We start from the raw sequence: 16267 nt of genomic DNA, 5'->3' as shown, positions 1-16267 counted from the left end.
CATACCCTCCTTGTTGAGGGTATTTTTTATTTCTTTAGTTAGCTACAGATATAAATACTTATAAAATTTATAGATCCGTACTTGATTCTATACTTGCTTAGTCCTATCCACTTTAATTCCACTCATTTGATCATCTGCTCTTGATCAATCAGTCAGAACTAATTATGTTATAGAAAACTTAAGAAATATTTGAAATGAATAATTTTACTCAAACAATCGCCTCACTACTCCTTATGCTACCTATTTGTAGTTTTGCGCAAGCTTCAGACGATTACACCACCACAGTAAAAGTCAATGGTGTAGAGCTCAACCAAGCGCTAAGTGCAACGCAAATTGAAAAGTTGCTCGGAAACACCTCTCAAAAAACTACAAAAGCATTTTCAGAATGTAGTGGTAACTATGAATACTCAAGCTCTACTGCATCAGGGAAAAAACTGATGTTTGAAATTTATAGTGAAGACAATCCACAGATTAAGTCTGACACTTTTTATAAAAGCAAAAATACTTTTCAACAACTTGGCACAACCAAAGGACGAGTTTGGCTTTCTTGGTCAAATGCGCCAGCGATCACGGATACAATCCTGATTAACAATAAACCCATCACTAATCTGTATAGCATGAATCAATTTAAAAAAGACTTCCCAAACAGCGCCAAAACAGGCACCAGTGTTTTAATTTTAACGGCATCGGAAGCCAAAGAGTTTTTAAAAAATCCTGCTGAATTTGAAACAGGCTATCGCAGTTATGTCGATTTTAGTTTTAAAAATGGCAAACTGAGCAAATTAGAAATCAACCAAGGGATGGCCTGTTAAGTTTTATTGAGAATAGCATATTGATCTATATGCTATTCTCTAAAAGAATAACCTACCATATGACTTGTTTGTTTAAGCAAACAGCATGCAGTACTGTCGAATTACATATGTTTTCACATAAAAAAGACTGTAATCAGTTTTCTAACTTGTCTATAGCCTGATTTTGCTATTAAATTTGTGTCAGCATATCCATGGAATTCAACGATGCAATTTAAAATTCACGTCATAGATGTAAAAAATCAATTACAAAACTATATTTGGCTGATCGAAGACAGTCAAAGCCATGATGTCGTTGCAATTGACCCCACAGAAGCATCGCTGGTTGAAGATTATTGCCTTGAACATCAGCTGAATTTAAAACAAATTTGGCTCACACACTGGCATAAAGACCATATTGGTGGTGTTCCAGAATTAATCGCAGATCATAATATTCCTGTTTATGGGCCACGCGCTGAACTGAGTCACATTCCTTTTATTACCTACCCGCTGCAACACGATGATCAATTTGAATTTCATGGGTTAAACATCGACATTATCTCTGTACCAGGTCACACCCTAGGGCATGTCGTTTATTTTATTGATGCATTAGACAGCGTTTTCTGTGGTGATACCCTTTTTGCTATGGGGTGTGGACGTATGTTTGAAGGAACTGCAGAGCAGTTTTATCACTCTCTCAATCGTCTCGCTGCTTTACCACCAAGAACCAAAGTTTACTGTACCCATGAATATACGCTTTCTAATGCACAATTTGCTTTGCATATCGAGCCAGAGAACCGAGCAATACAACAACGTGCCGAAGAAATCAAACAGCTCCGTGAACATGGGAAAATCACCTTGCCCAGCACCATTGAACTTGAGCTTGAAACCAATCCTTTTTTACGTGTCGAAAGTGCTGAAGAATTTGCGCGTATTCGTGCATTGAAAGATCATTTTTAAGCAATCACGATTATTGTCCCCACAATGTTAAAACTGCGCCAGCCTAAGCCTCTGTTTTTAAAAGCCTCGCAGCAGGCGGTACTGTTATTACATGCCTATACCAGCACCATTCAAGATATGAAGGCCTTAGCAAAATTTCTGCATCAACATTGCTACACTTGCTATGCACCTAGCTACGCCGGGCATGGTTTAACGATTGATGAGTTTCTCAATTACACTACAGATGATTGGTGGCAAGATGCATATAATGCTTATCAACTCTTAGAAAATCAGGGTTATAAGCATATTGCTGTCATTGGGGTTTCTTTAGGTGCAATTTTATCGTTAAAACTCACTGAGCACTTTCCAATTGATGCTTGTATTAGCATGTCTGCGCCACAGGATCGAAGTGTAAATGATCTTTTTAAGCGATTAGAACACTATGCCGAATATCTTCATCAATTTCAGAATAGCAATGTAGAGCTAGACTTAAAAAGCTTAGAAAATAAAGCAGCAATACAACTACAGGCATTTCATCAGTTTGTTGCCGCAACCATAAGCAATGCTTCTTTAATTCGTGCACCTATTTTTTTATTGTATGGCGAGTTAGATGATGCACATTATCAATCCAGTGCACAAACCATTTATAATCATGTGAATTCTACAAAAAAACAGATTAAAAGTTATCCCAATACAGGGCATCTCATGACTTTAGGCAAAGATCAGACACAACTGTTTGGCGATATTTTAGATTTCTTAGATCAACATCATCCCATACAGCCGTAATAACCTATACTTCTGTTAAATTTACTTACATTTAGCCAAAGTAAAAATGAGAAAAATTCTGCTTTTTTAAAACGATATCTTTGCATCAAAATATTACAAGCACAGTTTTCATATTTAATTAATTGGTTGTTTTATTTCAAAATTTTTAAGTGAATTCACATTTCATCCATATTGATAGCAAAAAAATACGCATTGATACAAAAGCGTCATTTCTCAAATTGCTCAAATATTGATATAAAAAATAAGTTTCATCAAATTTCCCCTTTAAAAATTTAATGATCACCCCTATTAAATTTATAGGCAGGAATTAAGGAGATCTTCTGTGAAAAAGGTTGTAAAGGCAAAGAATTTAATCGCTTTTCGTATTTGGTTAGAAAAATTAGGCTATTCAGTAAAAAATTTAGCTGATGGAAAAGGATTTACTTTCAGCTTTAAAAAAGAATATGGTTTAGTCACTTGTGATTTATCTGGTAATAACTTAGCAATGCAGCTCGGTGAAGAGTTTGAGGATCACTTAAAGGCTTAGTAAGTGTCTAAATGAAGTTTCTCTTTGAAAAGACCTAAACGATTACGTTTAGGTCTTTTTATTGATCTGGATAAAATTCTAATTCTAAAAAACCTTTAATCAAGATACAGCATAGTTAGAATAAAAATTTAAGCATAAAAAAAGCATGATTTTCATCATGCTTTTTTAAATTTGGTGGGGACGGAGAGACTCGAACTCTCACACCTTGCGGCGCTGGAACCTAAATCCAGTGCGTCTACCAATTTCGCCACGTCCCCGAATAAAAACTAACGCTGTAGTCTTTTTAAATAACTTGGCAGAGGATCAAGGATTCGAACCTTGACGAACGGTTTTGGAGACCGTCATGCTACCATTACACCAATCCTCTATAACCCTTCATTTTGTTTTAGTACCACAAAATGAATTGCTTGGTGGGGACGGAGAGACTCGAACTCTCACACCTTGCGGCGCTGGAACCTAAATCCAGTGCGTCTACCAATTTCGCCACGTCCCCAATGGCTGTGTATATTATAGAGATCGTTTTATTATGACAAGCCCTTTTTTCGAAAAAGACACTCGTTTGTTTAAATAAAAAACAAATGTTGCAAATACTGCTTTTTGTTTAAACAATTTGGCTTAATACTTGTTTTATTTGATAAATATTTGAGCAACGTTGCCCTATTTTTTTCATTAACATCTCTGTTAAAACCATTTCAAAAATTTTAAATTGCTGTGGTAACACCACATTTAACTGCTGACAATGCAAAAATGCCCAATCTTGATAGCTTTTCGCCGATAAGCGCTGTTGTGTCAACCACTCCAACCAAACGATTCCCAACGCATAAATATCGGATTGAAATGATTTTGGTTGACCATGAAACAATTCTGGTGCCATATACCGAGGTGTTGCGGTATGTGTTGCGATATTTGTTAAATTTGCCTCTTGAGCGATGTTTACAGCCTGTTCAAAGTCAATCAAATAACTTTTCTCATCCTTAACTCGAAAGTGCTCAACTTTGATATCGCCATGCAGATAACCATAGTCATGCAAATGTTCAAGCACATCTAAGCTGAGTACTAATCGCTTACCAATTTCAGCCAAGCTAAGTCGATCAGGCAGATCCTGAAAAAGCTTTGGGGCATCTTCCACCCATAAAGTCTGATCAATGACCTCTTCTTCAATTTTAAATTGCTGAAATGGATCAAATATTGAAAAATTTAACAATACAGGTTGAGCTTCAGTCTCCAATGCATTCAACTCGCTATAACAGTTCAGTTCATTGAAAAAGTGCTGTTGATAACAGCGATTTGAATTTTTGAGCTGTAATTTCAACCAAAACCATTGCTGTCCCTGTTGAATTTGATAAACACGGCGACCAAATTTTTGACTTTGGATTGAATTATATGCAACTGGAAGAATTCTGCTTTGGCTCATACTTCGGTCAATTGTTCTGCGGGTATATCTTTCGTCATTGGATGATTCAAAACTTCTAGACAATGTTGGATTGTTTTACCAATACGCGCATGTGTTTCTATGCTTGAAATTTTTGGCCAAGTTGCACGCTCACCTTCTCGTTGCAACAGCTTGAATAGATATGGGCGTGGGTTCTGTAACATATAGCTATAATGGCGCAGACTATACTCCCCAATAATATTGACATCACCATAGTAGCGCTGGTCAATAATACCGTAACCGTGATCGAGTAAACGACGCATAGAAGGAACTCGTCCCATACGACCTCTGGCAAAATCCATGATCCCCATTGCAGCCATGCGTCCTTGACTACGCACAATACGTTCAGGCCAACTCAGTAAATCTCTACGATAACGTTCTTCATCATTCTGCATAAACGGTACAATATGTGGATTAACCTGACTGGCAATGGTGTAATTCAAATTATAAAGACGTGACATGCGCTCTTGGGGGAAATCATTGCGGACACTGCCATCCACCCAACGCGTATTTGCCAAATAAGGGGTATGTACACCATCGTAACGTTTACTGATCAAACGCACAGGTGGAAATAAAACCGGTACAGCACATGATGCCAATACTGCACTCCAGACCAATAAATCTGGTGAGGTATATTTATTCATGATTCGTACATCTTCTTGGGAAACATCATAAGGCGCGACGGTGACATTGATATCCAAGCCTGATTTTTCAAATGCCTCCTGAAACGTTACATCACCTAAATTTTCGACCAAAAACTTTTTAAGATATCGGACATCTGCAAAACCACCATTGCCTTTGATTAATTCTTTTAAGCTACGAAAGTGAAAGGCTTCACTATAAAATTGGTCACCACTCAGCAAGTTTGGAATCTCACCTGGTTCATTTACCCCCAGCATCGCCGTCATGATTGCCCCAGCACTTGAACCAGAAAGTACTTTTGGCATTAAGTCTTGTTCCATTAATGCCTTACAAACACCGCTATGGAATAAACCTAAGGTTGCCCCACCTGAAAACATCAGTGCGGGCTGACCATAGGCCTTTTCACAGTTTTCGAAAAACTTCCTTTTGCTTTCATGACACAAGGCTTGGCAACTTTCTGAAGCGATGAATGCCAAACTATTACTGACTTCATCGATATAATCTTCAATTATTTTTTTAGTTCCAACATAGGTATGTGCAAATAGCATCGGATGCCCGATGTTGGCAACATCGTGACTAAATCCTTCTCTTAGGATATACATCAAATCTTGGGTGCGATTTTGCAGACGATAACGACGCAATAAATTTAACCGATGGGAAATAATTTCAGCATCAAAATATGGAGAGGTATTATCCAGCTTCCACTCCTGTGCCCCCGTTTCTTCATCCAGTTTTAACGCTATAGATTTCCACTCTTCATAGTTTTCCGCATGTTTCAGTTTTCTTTTTAGTTTTTTAATACGATAAGCCTGATGCGGATTTAAATCTTGAGTAAGTTCTAATAACATTTCTAATATTCCTTTGATTTTTAATCCGACACTTTTAGATACCTGTCGATAAACTATGCTGAAAAATAACCAGATAATCAATTACCATAAGTCATTTAATTCTTGCTTTAGATTCCAATTATCGCCTATTGAGATTAGCTCAATAAAATTACTGTGCTAATATCAACCACACATTGTAATTTCTGAAAATAGCGAACGGATATGGCAACTTTCGACTTACCTGACAATATCATCCAAAAATTATCCACTGTTCTTGATCAGTTACATCAAGTCCTTCCTGAAACAAAAAAGGATACCGACTTTGAAGCAGTGGCTTTTAGGTGGCACGATAAACAACTCAAAGCGATTTATAACCCGAAAGCAATGCATTTGGATGATCTTAAAGGGATTGAACGTCAGAAAGCTAAAATTTTACAAAATACTGAACAATTTCTACACGGCTTACCGGCCAACGATATTTTACTGACTGGCTCACGCGGTACAGGAAAATCATCCATTGTCCGTTCTTTACTTACCCAGTATGCAGAACAAGGCTTACGTTTAATTGAAATTGAACGAGATGATTTGTCAGACTTGCCAGAAATTCAAAAAATTATTAAAGATCGTCCAGAAAAGTTCATCGTTTATTGTGATGACTTGGCATTTAATGCTGAAGATGAAAATTATCGTAGTTTAAAAAGTGTCTTAGATGGCTCGCTACAATCTGGCTCAAGTAATTTTGTGATTTACGCGACCAGTAACCGTCGTCATTTATTACCTGAATTTATGCATGAAAACACGCCTGTAACCAAAGTCGATGTGCCGCAATATAAAGAGTTGCACCCACAAGAAGCCATCGAAGAAAAGATTTCTTTATCAGATCGTTTCGGTATGTGGTTGTCGTTTTATCCGATGGATCAAAATCTTTATTTAGAAATTGTGGAGCACTATTTAACAAAAGCAGACATGCCCTTTGCTGATGATGTACGTGCTGAAGCATTAAGATGGTGTCAAGCTCGTGGTCAACGCTCAGGGCGTGCAGCATATCAATTTTCTAAACATTGGATTGGTTCAGAACGTTTAAAGGCTTTATAAGCCCGACTTTTTTAGATATACAAAGCCCTAACTGAATAATAGTCAGGGCTTTTATTATTTATCAGTTAGATCATATGCGATAAGAATAAGTAAGCTAAGCAAATAGCGATATCAAAACGTCCAATAAGCTCATTCATGCTAAACCCATTTATCACCCGATAAAATCTCACTGTATCTTTGTCTCATTTGATAACAATAGCTTGAATGGATTACCCTGTTTCTTTCAACCCATATCATTCAAATAAAGCTTAAATTATTCGTTTCTATGTAAAAAAGACCATCAACACACAACTCAAGCTGACTGCTGGTTAATCATGCAACTAAAAGCCAAAATTAAAAAATTCAGTATATTTAAATATATTTCAAATACTTAAACACAAAGCAATAATTCATCCAGAACATTTTATTTCAGCACATCACAGTTTAAGCGTGATAAAATAGCCGACAGTTTCATATAGGATAGGTCTATGCAGTTTGTTCATCTTGGTATTCATACCGAATTCTCGATTACAGAATCGATCGTACGTATACCTGATCTGATTAAAGCTGCCGCATCTGATGAAATGCCTGCTTTAGCCATTACAGACCTATCCAACCTGCATGCAGCTGTTAAGTTTTATAACAAATCGCTGGGGAAAGGGATTAAACCTATTTTCGGCAGTGTAATTCGATTAAACGATGCAAACCATAAAGCAACCTTACTGGCAATGACCAATAAAGGCTGGCGTGGGTTGACTGAAATTGTCTCTCGCGGCTTTATTGAAGGACAACAGCTGTCGATTCCATGTGTACAAAAAGAATGGGTGCTTGAACAGTCTGAAGACCTTATTGTACTTTTGGGCCTACATAGTGATGTCGGAGAAATGCTCTGTGCAGCTTATCCTGAAAAAGCCGAACCGCTGTTAGAACAATGGATCGAAAAAATTGGCAATCGTGTTTATTTAGCACTCACGCGTACAGGTCGCCCATTAGAAGAAAGCTTCAATGAAGAAGCGGTTAAACTCGCTGCAAAATATAATATTGGTGTTGTGGCACATAATGATGTGCATTTTGTTAGACCAGAAGATTATGAAGCACATGAAGCACGCGTTTGCATCGCAGATGGTTATGTTCTAGGCGATAGTAAACGTCCTAAGCATTACAGCCCTGAGCAATATTTTAAAACCTCTGCTGAAATGATTCAGCTGTTTGCAGATATTCCAAGTGCGATAGAAAATACCTTACAAATTGCAAAGCGTTGTACAGTTTCACTCCGTTTAGGATTCCATGACCTACCAGACTATCCAATTCCGGAAGGTCATACCATCCATTCTTACTTTGAGCATCTCTCTGAAATTGGTTTAGAAGAACGCTTAGACTTCCTTTACCCTATTGAAACGCGTGATGAAGATTGGGCTGAAATTCGTAAGCCTTATGATGAACGTCTGGCCTATGAGCTTGGCATTATCAATAAAATGGATTTCCCCGGTTACTTCCTCATCGTCATGGACTTTATTCAATGGTCTAAAAACAATGGGGTTCCTGTAGGTCCCGGTCGTGGTTCAGGTGCAGGCTCACTCGTCGCTTATAGTTTAAAAATTACTGACTTAGACCCGCTGCGTTATGACCTACTCTTCGAACGTTTCTTAAACCCAGAACGTGTATCCATGCCCGACTTTGATATCGATTTCTGTATCGCTGGGCGTGATAAGGTCATCGATTATGTGGCACGCCATTATGGTCGTGATGCGGTTTCTCAGATTGCAACCTTCGGTACCATGGCTGCTAAAGGTGCGATTCGAGATGTAGCACGGGTTTTAGGTAAATCTTATGGTTTAGCAGATCGTATTTCTAAAATGATTCCGACTAAACCTTTAGGTCTCACCTTAGAAGAATCTATTGAGGCTGAACCACAACTTAAAGATATTGTGACCAATCCATCCAACCCAGATTATGATGATGCTGCTGAAATCTGGGAAATGGCGCTCAAGCTTGAAGGCATTACCCGTAATACAGGTAAACACGCAGGTGGTGTGGTCATCGCACCAACCAAAATCACCGATTATTCGGCAATTTTGTGTGAAGCTGATGGCACAGGACGGGTTGCCCAATTCGATAAAGATGATGTAGAAGCTGCGGGCCTAGTAAAATTCGACTTCTTGGGCTTACGTAACCTTACTGTAATTGAAGATGCGATTCAAAATATTAATAAGCGTATTCAATCTGATAAGCCGTTAAATATTTCAAACATTCCTTTGGACGATCCTAAATCCTATGCAGTATTTGCTGACGCAAATACCACCGCGGTATTCCAGTTTGAATCCGTGGGCATGAAAAAAATGCTTAAAGAAGCACGCCCAAGTAAATTTGAAGAAATTATTGCCTTCGTATCCTTATATCGACCGGGTCCAATGGACCTTATCCCCGACTTTATCCATCGTATGCATGGTGGTGAGTTTGAATACTTACATCCGCTGTTAGAAAGTGTACTCGAACCCACTTATGGGATCATGGTATATCAGGAACAGGTGATGCAAGCCGCACAGTTCTGTGCAGGCTATACACTGGGTGGTGCAGATTTACTTCGTCGTGCGATGGGTAAAAAGAAAGTCGAGGAAATGGTCAAGCAACGTGCCACCTTTATTGAAGGTGCTGCGAAAAAAGATATTGATGAAGGTACAGCCAACCATATCTTTGACTATATGGAAAAATTCGCAGGCTATGGTTTTAACAAATCACATGCCGCTGCGTATGCTTTAGTTGCCTATCAAACGGCTTGGTTAAAAGCACATTACCCTTCTGAATTTATGGCTGCGGTCATGTCTTCGGAAATGCAAAATACAGATAACATTGTATTTTTAATTGATGACTGCCGAATCAACAACTTAGTGGTATTGCCGCCATCGGTAAATATGTCGTTCTACCAATTCTATGCCAGTGATGTAAACACCATTATTTATGGTTTAGGTGCAATTAAAGGTGTCGGCGAACAGGCCATGCAATCCGTGATTGATTCACGTGAGCAAGATGGTCCTTTTAAAGATTTATTTGATTTCTGCCACCGTGTAGATTTGAAAAAAATCAATAAAAGAACATTGGAAGCATTGATTCGCGCTGGCGCACTGGACTGTTTGGGAATTGAACGCTCAAGTTTAATGGCTCAACTTCCAGAAGCTGTCCAAGCCGCTGAACAGGCACGTTCTAATCGTGAAACGGGCATTATGGACTTATTTGGTGAAGTTGAAGAGGTTCAACGTAAGCCAGCTAAACCTGTAAAACCGTGGTCTGATGAAGTGCGTCTAAAAGGCGAAAAAGATACATTGGGTTTATATCTGACAGGTCATCCAATTGATGTCTATCGTGCAGAATTAAAATCCTTTATTCCAAATAAAATTAATGAATTAACCCCTACTCGTCGTGGTGTGACTACTGTTTTCGCAGGTTTAGTGGTCGATATTGCCAATTTCCCGAATCGGATGATGATTACCCTTGATGACGGTACAGCACGTATCGAAGTCTCTGCGAATCATGAACGCTTCCAACGCTTTAAAGACATCATTCAAAATGAAAAAGTGGTGGTGATTGAAGGTGAAATTTATGAACGTGAAGGTTTTGACCGTCCTATGGGGCGTTTGACCAAAGCATTCACCCTCAATGAAATTCGACAAAAGCGTGCTAATAGCATTGCCATAACACTGAATACAGAAGTGATGACGAAAACTTTAGCCTCGGATATTCAAAAGATCTTACTGCCTTTCTGTAATGTCGATATGTGTCAACACATTCCAATGCAGATTCAGTTAGATTATGACTATGCCACGGCTGAGTTACATTTAGGGCAACAATGGAAAGTTGCCCCATTGGATGAGTTACTTTCTAAATTACGTGATTACTTTGGTAAAGAATCTATTCATATTGAATACCAAGTCAAATCTAAAGCGGCAAAAGCCGTGGATCATCGTGGACTTGCCCAACCGACTCAAGTTGCACCACCGCCAGAAAATATGAGTATGGATGATGCAATGGATGACTATATGGCAGATGCAGGCCAATTCTCCTAACCTCCCTATTTGAATTTAAAGCTTAATATTTTGGAATATTCATGGATATTTTCGACAATGCTGTGATTTCACAGCATTTAAGTCATGTACGTATTGTCATGGTCAATACGACACTTCCTGCCAATATCGGAAGTGCTCTACGTGCGATGAAAACAATGGGCTTAACCAAACTTGTGCTCGTTGCGCCTAAAACCTACCCTCACCCTGATATAGATGCGTTAGCGGCTGGCGCAGCAGATCTGATCGAGCAAATTGAAATTGTCGACAGCTTAGAAAATGCCATTAAAGATTGTCATATCGTATTTGGAACCAGTGCACGTAGTCGCACCATTCCGTGGCCTTTGCTTGATGCACGCCCTGCGGCGCAAAAATCAATGCAAGCTGTTATCCAACACCAACAAGAAATCGCTATTGTCTTCGGTCGTGAAGATCGTGGTTTAACCAATGAAGAACTTGCGCTGGCAAACTTTCATGTCACAGTCCCAGTAAATAGTGATTATGGTGTGTTAAATGTTGCTCAAGCAATTCAGGTACTGTGCTATGAAATGCGTATGGCAACATTAGAACTGGCTGATAAGAAACTGGATACTGAAGCGGTGATGCGGGTAACAGATTCAGAAGATATGCATTGGGATGAACCTTTGGTCACACATGAGCAAATGGAACAGTTTTATCCGCATATCGAAAAAATGTTGGCTGATATCGAGTTTTTAGACCCTAAAAACCCGCGTTTACTGCCTTTACGCTTGCGTCGATTATTTGGGCGTATACAATTAGATAAGATGGAATATCATTTATTAAGAGGCATTTTTAGCCGAGTTCAAGCCTTGAATAATGGTACATGGAAAAAGTCAAAAGATGAGGATCAAAACTAATGCTAAAACAGCTTAAAGAAGATATCCAAGCTGTATTTGCGCGAGATCCTGCTGCGCGTAATACATTTGAAGTTTTAACCACATATCCTGGGATACATGCATTAATCATGCATCGTGTTGCCCATGAATTATGGGAAAAAGATTGTAAAACTTCAGCGCGCATTTTGTCTTCTTTTAGTCGTTTTGCAACAGGTATTGAGATTCACCCTGGCGCTAAAATAGGTAAACGCTTTTTTATCGATCATGGCATGGGTGTGGTGATTGGTGAGACAGCAGAAATTGGTGATGATGTCACCTTGTATCATGGGGTGACTTTAGGCGGCACGACATGGAATAAAGGTAAACGTCATCCGACTTTAGCAGATGGTGTTGTAGTAGGTGCTGGTGCAAAAATCCTAGGTCCTTTTGTGGTCGGTAAAAATGCCAAAGTAGGCTCAAATGCTGTTGTAACTAAAGCTGTACCTGATGGCGTCACTGCGGTAGGCAACCCTGCTCGCTTTATTAGCAAAGATAAAGAAATCGTCACTACACCAGAACCAAGTTGTCCAGAAGAAATGAGCAGTGGCATTGAAAACACAGAATTTCAAGCCTATGCAGCCGTACCAGAACAATCCGACCCTATGCTGGACGGCATGCGTGTTCTGTTAGATCGTTTGGAACAAAATGAAAAACGCATCAATAGTTTGTGCCAGCGTTTATCACTTTTAGACCCAACGTTCAATTTACAGCACAATATTGAACAGCCTTTGAGTGATGATGAAATCAAAATTATTGAAGAAGTTAGACGTGAATGTGCAGCACAAAACCACTCATCGAAAGCATAAGGTTGCTTAGGGTCTGTTGACAATTCGTCTACGCCTTGCGCTGCAAACAAAACAGTGCTTTGTTCTTGCTCAGGGTTGTGGCTAAAATTATCTCAGTCTACGTTATGAAACTCGAAAATAGTCTCGCTATTCTCTTCGTTTCCTGCCTTGCCTGCTCAATTTTAGCCTACAACGCAAGCCATTTATGAAATGTCAACAGCCCCAACTACTTCACAAAATGAAGTGTCAATAGACTGTAATGTATAATTTTTAATAATACGAACCAAATCAAGTTGCATGTTCAGACGTCTTTTCATAGACTGATGCGCATGCACGTTTTTTAATATAAATTAATGGAAGAAACACATGACGATTAAGCCTTTGGCATATGCATTGCTCGCAACATCATTACTTACTGCGTGTTCAACAACACCCACCAAGCAACAAAATAAAATAGATGCAAACGAGCCTTTTATTTACACTGAGCCTGAATTGTCTCCTCCGTTCTATGCATTAAACCCTTTCGATTACTCGCAACCGCCTGTTTTTGAATTAGAGTTAAAAAAAGCATCGGCTCAACCTGTAAACAAACTCGAAGTTACTGATCCTGCAAATCCAAGCCAAAAAATCATTTTAGATACCAATAAATTGATTGTACCTACAGTAAATAGCTCACAACGTGCTATGAAATATGCAGTACTTGCTGGAAACAATGAAATTGACATCACTGCAATTGATGATTTCTTACAAATGGTTGAAGGCAAAGCACGTCATTACCCACCACAATTTAGTGATCGTAAAGAACGTAAAGGCTTTGAAGCTAAGTTGAAAGAAGTCTCTACTCAGCTTGACCAATTAGCTGCAGCACCAAATGCTTCTTTTGATATTTTGATTCGTGCATTTAAAGCCAGTGTTTTGGGACGTAACCTTGACCTAGGTTCTTCTTATACCACCAAGTCATTAGAGTATGCTCAACGTATTCTTAAAATCAACAAAGATGATGCTGAAGCAAACTTGTGGTTTGGTTTCTCTTTATCTGAAGGTGGCGGTCAAAAAGAAGCGATTCCATATTTAGATAAAGCCATCAAACAAGGTGTTCAAGAAGCCTATTTATCTTCTGCAAACAACTTTATTGGTATGGAGCAAAAGAAAAATGCGATCCAAACCTTGAAAAACTATAAAGTGAAATACCCAGAAGAAGCTGAAGTTGCAGATCGCTTAATTCAAGAAATTGAAAAGCAAGGTCGTTACAACGTTTGGCAGGTTTTGAAAAACCCAGCTCTAGCAAAATAAATTTATAAATTTTTGAAAAAAATAGGCTGAACATTCAGTCTATTTTTTTGTTTATAAATTGAATAAAACTAACGTATGATTCAGACAAAGATTGATCTAGTTAATGATTATGCAATACTCAAAAAACAATATTTTGCTTTGTGCTTTAGCAATGAGCCCATTGATTTTATCTGGATGCCAAGTTGTCAGTGTAAAAAATCAAAAGGTGAATGTAACCATTACCAATGAACGTGACAGCATTTTGACACGTTCAAAAATGAGTGAAGCCAGCTTAAATGTCTTGTCGATGACTGGACGAGAAGCCAAATCTTGTACAGATGAACCCGAAAAATGTGTGGCAGATTTAGCTGAAATCCCACAGATTCAGGATGAACAACTGCTTTCGACCGCAAGTGAAATTTACTTAACCAAAGCAATCAATCTTGGCGACTCATCAGATTGTAAAGTCAGTCTTTTTTCTAAGCATCAATCCACTGATAAACAACAAGCCTCGCAGAAAAACTATGAGCAATGTTTAGATCAGCAAATGGTAATGTTAGATAACAGCATCCGCTATAGTTATGCCTATTTATTTAAAACTGAACGCCAACCTCAAGACCGTATTTTTAATAACCGACAAGTTCAGATACGTGACTTTTATAATCAGGCTTTAGCTAAACTGATTTCGACATATGCCGTAAGAAATAAAAACCAAAAAGTAGCAAAACAAATTAAAGTTGGCAAAAGCACTTATCGCATTAACTTTAATGGTTACCCTGCACTGGCTCAGATTGAACTTGAGGATCTTGTTTCAAGCTATAATTTAAACTTTTCAGGTTTACGTTCGATCAACCGTAGAGACGGTTTCGGTGCAGAATTTGTCGCAATTTTACCCAACACGACAGCACCTGAAGAAAACAAATATATTGTGAATCCACTTGATTATAAATACAAAAATGGCATGAATCCCAATATTCATCAACCCCGTTATTTATCGGTTAGTATTGCAGCACAACCTGAAAATGCAAATGAATCACTACAAAACATCTTACACAACCCAAACTTTCAACTGAATGTTTATGATCCTTATAGCATTGAAAATTTAAAAATTGGTGGCAAACAATACCCGCTTGCTGCAAACTTTTCAGCTCCCTATGGTCTATGGCTGGCTCAAAATAACTTAGGTATTGCGGCTTATCTTAGCTTAATCGATCGTGATCAAAGCCTGACCATGCCTCATTTATATATGCTTGAACCGTACAACCCGAATAAAAAAGTGATTGTTTTGGTACACGGTTTAGCCAGTAGCCCTGAAGCTTGGATTCGTTTAACCAATGATATTATGGGCGACAATGTATTGCGTGAGCACTATCAAGTTTGGCAGGTTTTTTATTCAACCAATATGCCAATATTAGAAAGCCGTTTTCAGATCAATGCTATCATTAATCAAGGTTTTGCTTCAATTAATCAAAATTCTGCTTCTGCTAAAGATGCCGTGTTGATTGGGCATAGTATGGGCGGGATTATTGCGCGCTTATTAGTCAGTGATGCCAATCTGACACAACCCGCCTTAAAGATGTTGAACAATCGTAAATTTGATAAATTTAAAGATGATCCAATGTTCAAATCTCGTTTGACTATTCAATCTGTGCCTAATTTTGATCGTGCTATTTTTATTTCAGCACCACATCGTGGTACTGCATTTGCTGATCGCTGGTTCACTTTGGCTGCCCGTCGGATTATTAAGCTGCCAGGTGCATTCTTAGGGGCCTTAGCTGACTCTATTGATGACCGTGATTTAAATGCAAAAAACTTTTTAAAAGATGTTGGGCATGGACTGATTCAAAATGGTCCAAGTGACTTAAGCCATAGCTCAAACTTCACCAAATTGACTGAAAACGTTATGCCTAAGAAAGACATGATCTATCATTCAATTATGGGGAATATTACCAATAGCACAGATCCTAACGTGATGACGGATGGAATCGTTCCATATACCAGCTCACATTTGGATGGCGCAGTATCTGAGAAAATTATCAAAGGTGGTCATTCGATCCAAGAGACACCTGAAGCCGTATTGGAACTTAGACGGATTTTAAGATTACATTTGACGGAACTTGGGCTTTATAAACCTTAAACTCAGCATCCAAGCACATAAAAATGCCAGTCAATTTTAAATTGGCTGGCATGGAATTATTGGTTTTATAAAAACCTAAGGTCTTATCAGAATCAGTGAATAACT

12 protein-coding genes and 3 tRNA genes are annotated in these 16267 nt (G+C 38.5%); 10 read left to right on the top strand and 5 right to left on the bottom strand.

What is annotated here, in order from left to right:
* Positions 1-194 precede the first annotated feature (194 nt).
* From CQZ96_RS00260 to CQZ96_RS00245, 4 genes are all read left to right on the top strand, one after another.
* Positions 195-812 carry a hypothetical protein gene (locus tag CQZ96_RS00260; protein WP_105713755.1) on the top strand — a complete coding sequence of 206 codons (618 nt, stop codon included), beginning with the start codon at positions 195-197 and terminating at the stop codon, positions 810-812.
* 204 nt (positions 813-1016) lie between these two features.
* Positions 1017-1748 (top strand): hydroxyacylglutathione hydrolase, encoded by a 732-nt coding sequence (gloB, locus tag CQZ96_RS00255; RefSeq protein ID WP_105713756.1) that lies wholly within the window; start codon positions 1017-1019, stop codon positions 1746-1748.
* A 24-nt stretch (positions 1749-1772) separates the two neighbouring features.
* Positions 1773-2513 (top strand): alpha/beta hydrolase, encoded by a 741-nt coding sequence (locus CQZ96_RS00250; protein WP_105713757.1) that lies wholly within the window; start codon positions 1773-1775, stop codon positions 2511-2513.
* A gap of 322 nt (positions 2514-2835) precedes the next feature.
* Positions 2836-3039, top strand: coding sequence for a hypothetical protein (locus tag CQZ96_RS00245; RefSeq protein WP_004719296.1), 204 nt, complete (start codon positions 2836-2838; stop codon positions 3037-3039).
* A gap of 172 nt (positions 3040-3211) precedes the next feature.
* On the opposite strand, the gene CQZ96_RS00240 is transcribed toward CQZ96_RS00245, so the two are convergent.
* The 5 genes from CQZ96_RS00240 to CQZ96_RS00220 form a co-directional block, all read right to left on the bottom strand.
* Positions 3212-3296, bottom strand: a tRNA-Leu gene (locus CQZ96_RS00240).
* A 36-nt stretch (positions 3297-3332) separates the two neighbouring features.
* Positions 3333-3406: transfer RNA gene (locus tag CQZ96_RS00235), tRNA-Trp, on the bottom strand.
* A gap of 41 nt (positions 3407-3447) precedes the next feature.
* Positions 3448-3532, bottom strand: a tRNA-Leu gene (locus tag CQZ96_RS00230).
* A gap of 108 nt (positions 3533-3640) precedes the next feature.
* Complete coding sequence (locus CQZ96_RS00225; protein ID WP_004719295.1) at positions 3641-4453, bottom strand: protein kinase domain-containing protein; 813 nt, start codon at positions 4451-4453, stop codon at positions 3641-3643.
* On the bottom strand, positions 4450-5961 hold the full coding sequence (locus CQZ96_RS00220; protein WP_056511973.1) for a DUF3336 domain-containing protein: 1512 nt from the start codon (positions 5959-5961) through the stop codon (positions 4450-4452). Before CQZ96_RS00220 ends, CQZ96_RS00225 begins: the two co-directional genes overlap by 4 nt.
* Positions 5962-6162: 201 nt before the next feature.
* Here CQZ96_RS00220 and CQZ96_RS00215 point away from each other — a divergent pair, with 201 nt between their 5' ends.
* The 6 genes from CQZ96_RS00215 to CQZ96_RS00190 all read left to right on the top strand — a co-directional run bounded on the left by CQZ96_RS00215 (position 6163) and on the right by CQZ96_RS00190 (position 16162).
* Positions 6163-7035: an ATP-binding protein gene (locus CQZ96_RS00215; protein ID WP_105713758.1), complete on the top strand. Its 873-nt coding sequence runs from the start codon at positions 6163-6165 to the stop codon at positions 7033-7035.
* Between the two features lie 467 nt (positions 7036-7502).
* On the top strand, positions 7503-11075 hold the full coding sequence (gene dnaE, locus CQZ96_RS00210; protein ID WP_105713759.1) for a DNA polymerase III subunit alpha: 3573 nt from the start codon (positions 7503-7505) through the stop codon (positions 11073-11075).
* Between the two features lie 41 nt (positions 11076-11116).
* Entirely contained in the window at positions 11117-11950 is an 834-nt protein-coding gene (locus tag CQZ96_RS00205; RefSeq protein WP_004719290.1) for an RNA methyltransferase, read from the top strand.
* Positions 11950-12774: a serine O-acetyltransferase gene (gene cysE / locus CQZ96_RS00200; protein WP_105713760.1), complete on the top strand. Its 825-nt coding sequence runs from the start codon at positions 11950-11952 to the stop codon at positions 12772-12774. The genes CQZ96_RS00205 and cysE overlap by 1 nt, the downstream gene beginning before the upstream one ends.
* Before the next feature lie 345 nt (positions 12775-13119).
* A complete protein-coding gene (locus tag CQZ96_RS00195) occupies positions 13120-14046 on the top strand; it encodes an ABUW_2363 family tetratricopeptide repeat lipoprotein (protein ID WP_004719286.1) in 927 nt (308 codons plus the stop codon).
* Positions 14047-14149: 103 nt separating this feature from the next.
* Positions 14150-16162 (top strand): lipase family alpha/beta hydrolase, encoded by a 2013-nt coding sequence (locus tag CQZ96_RS00190; protein ID WP_105713761.1) that lies wholly within the window; start codon positions 14150-14152, stop codon positions 16160-16162.
* Positions 16163-16267 lie beyond the last annotated feature (105 nt).

This window comes from Acinetobacter sp. MYb10, from assembly GCF_002980175.2.
In the GTDB taxonomy this organism is placed as follows: Bacteria; Pseudomonadota; Gammaproteobacteria; order Pseudomonadales; family Moraxellaceae; genus Acinetobacter; species Acinetobacter guillouiae.
The sequence above is the reverse complement of the archived record's forward strand: the minus strand, read 5'-3'. Positions and strand labels throughout refer to the sequence as shown.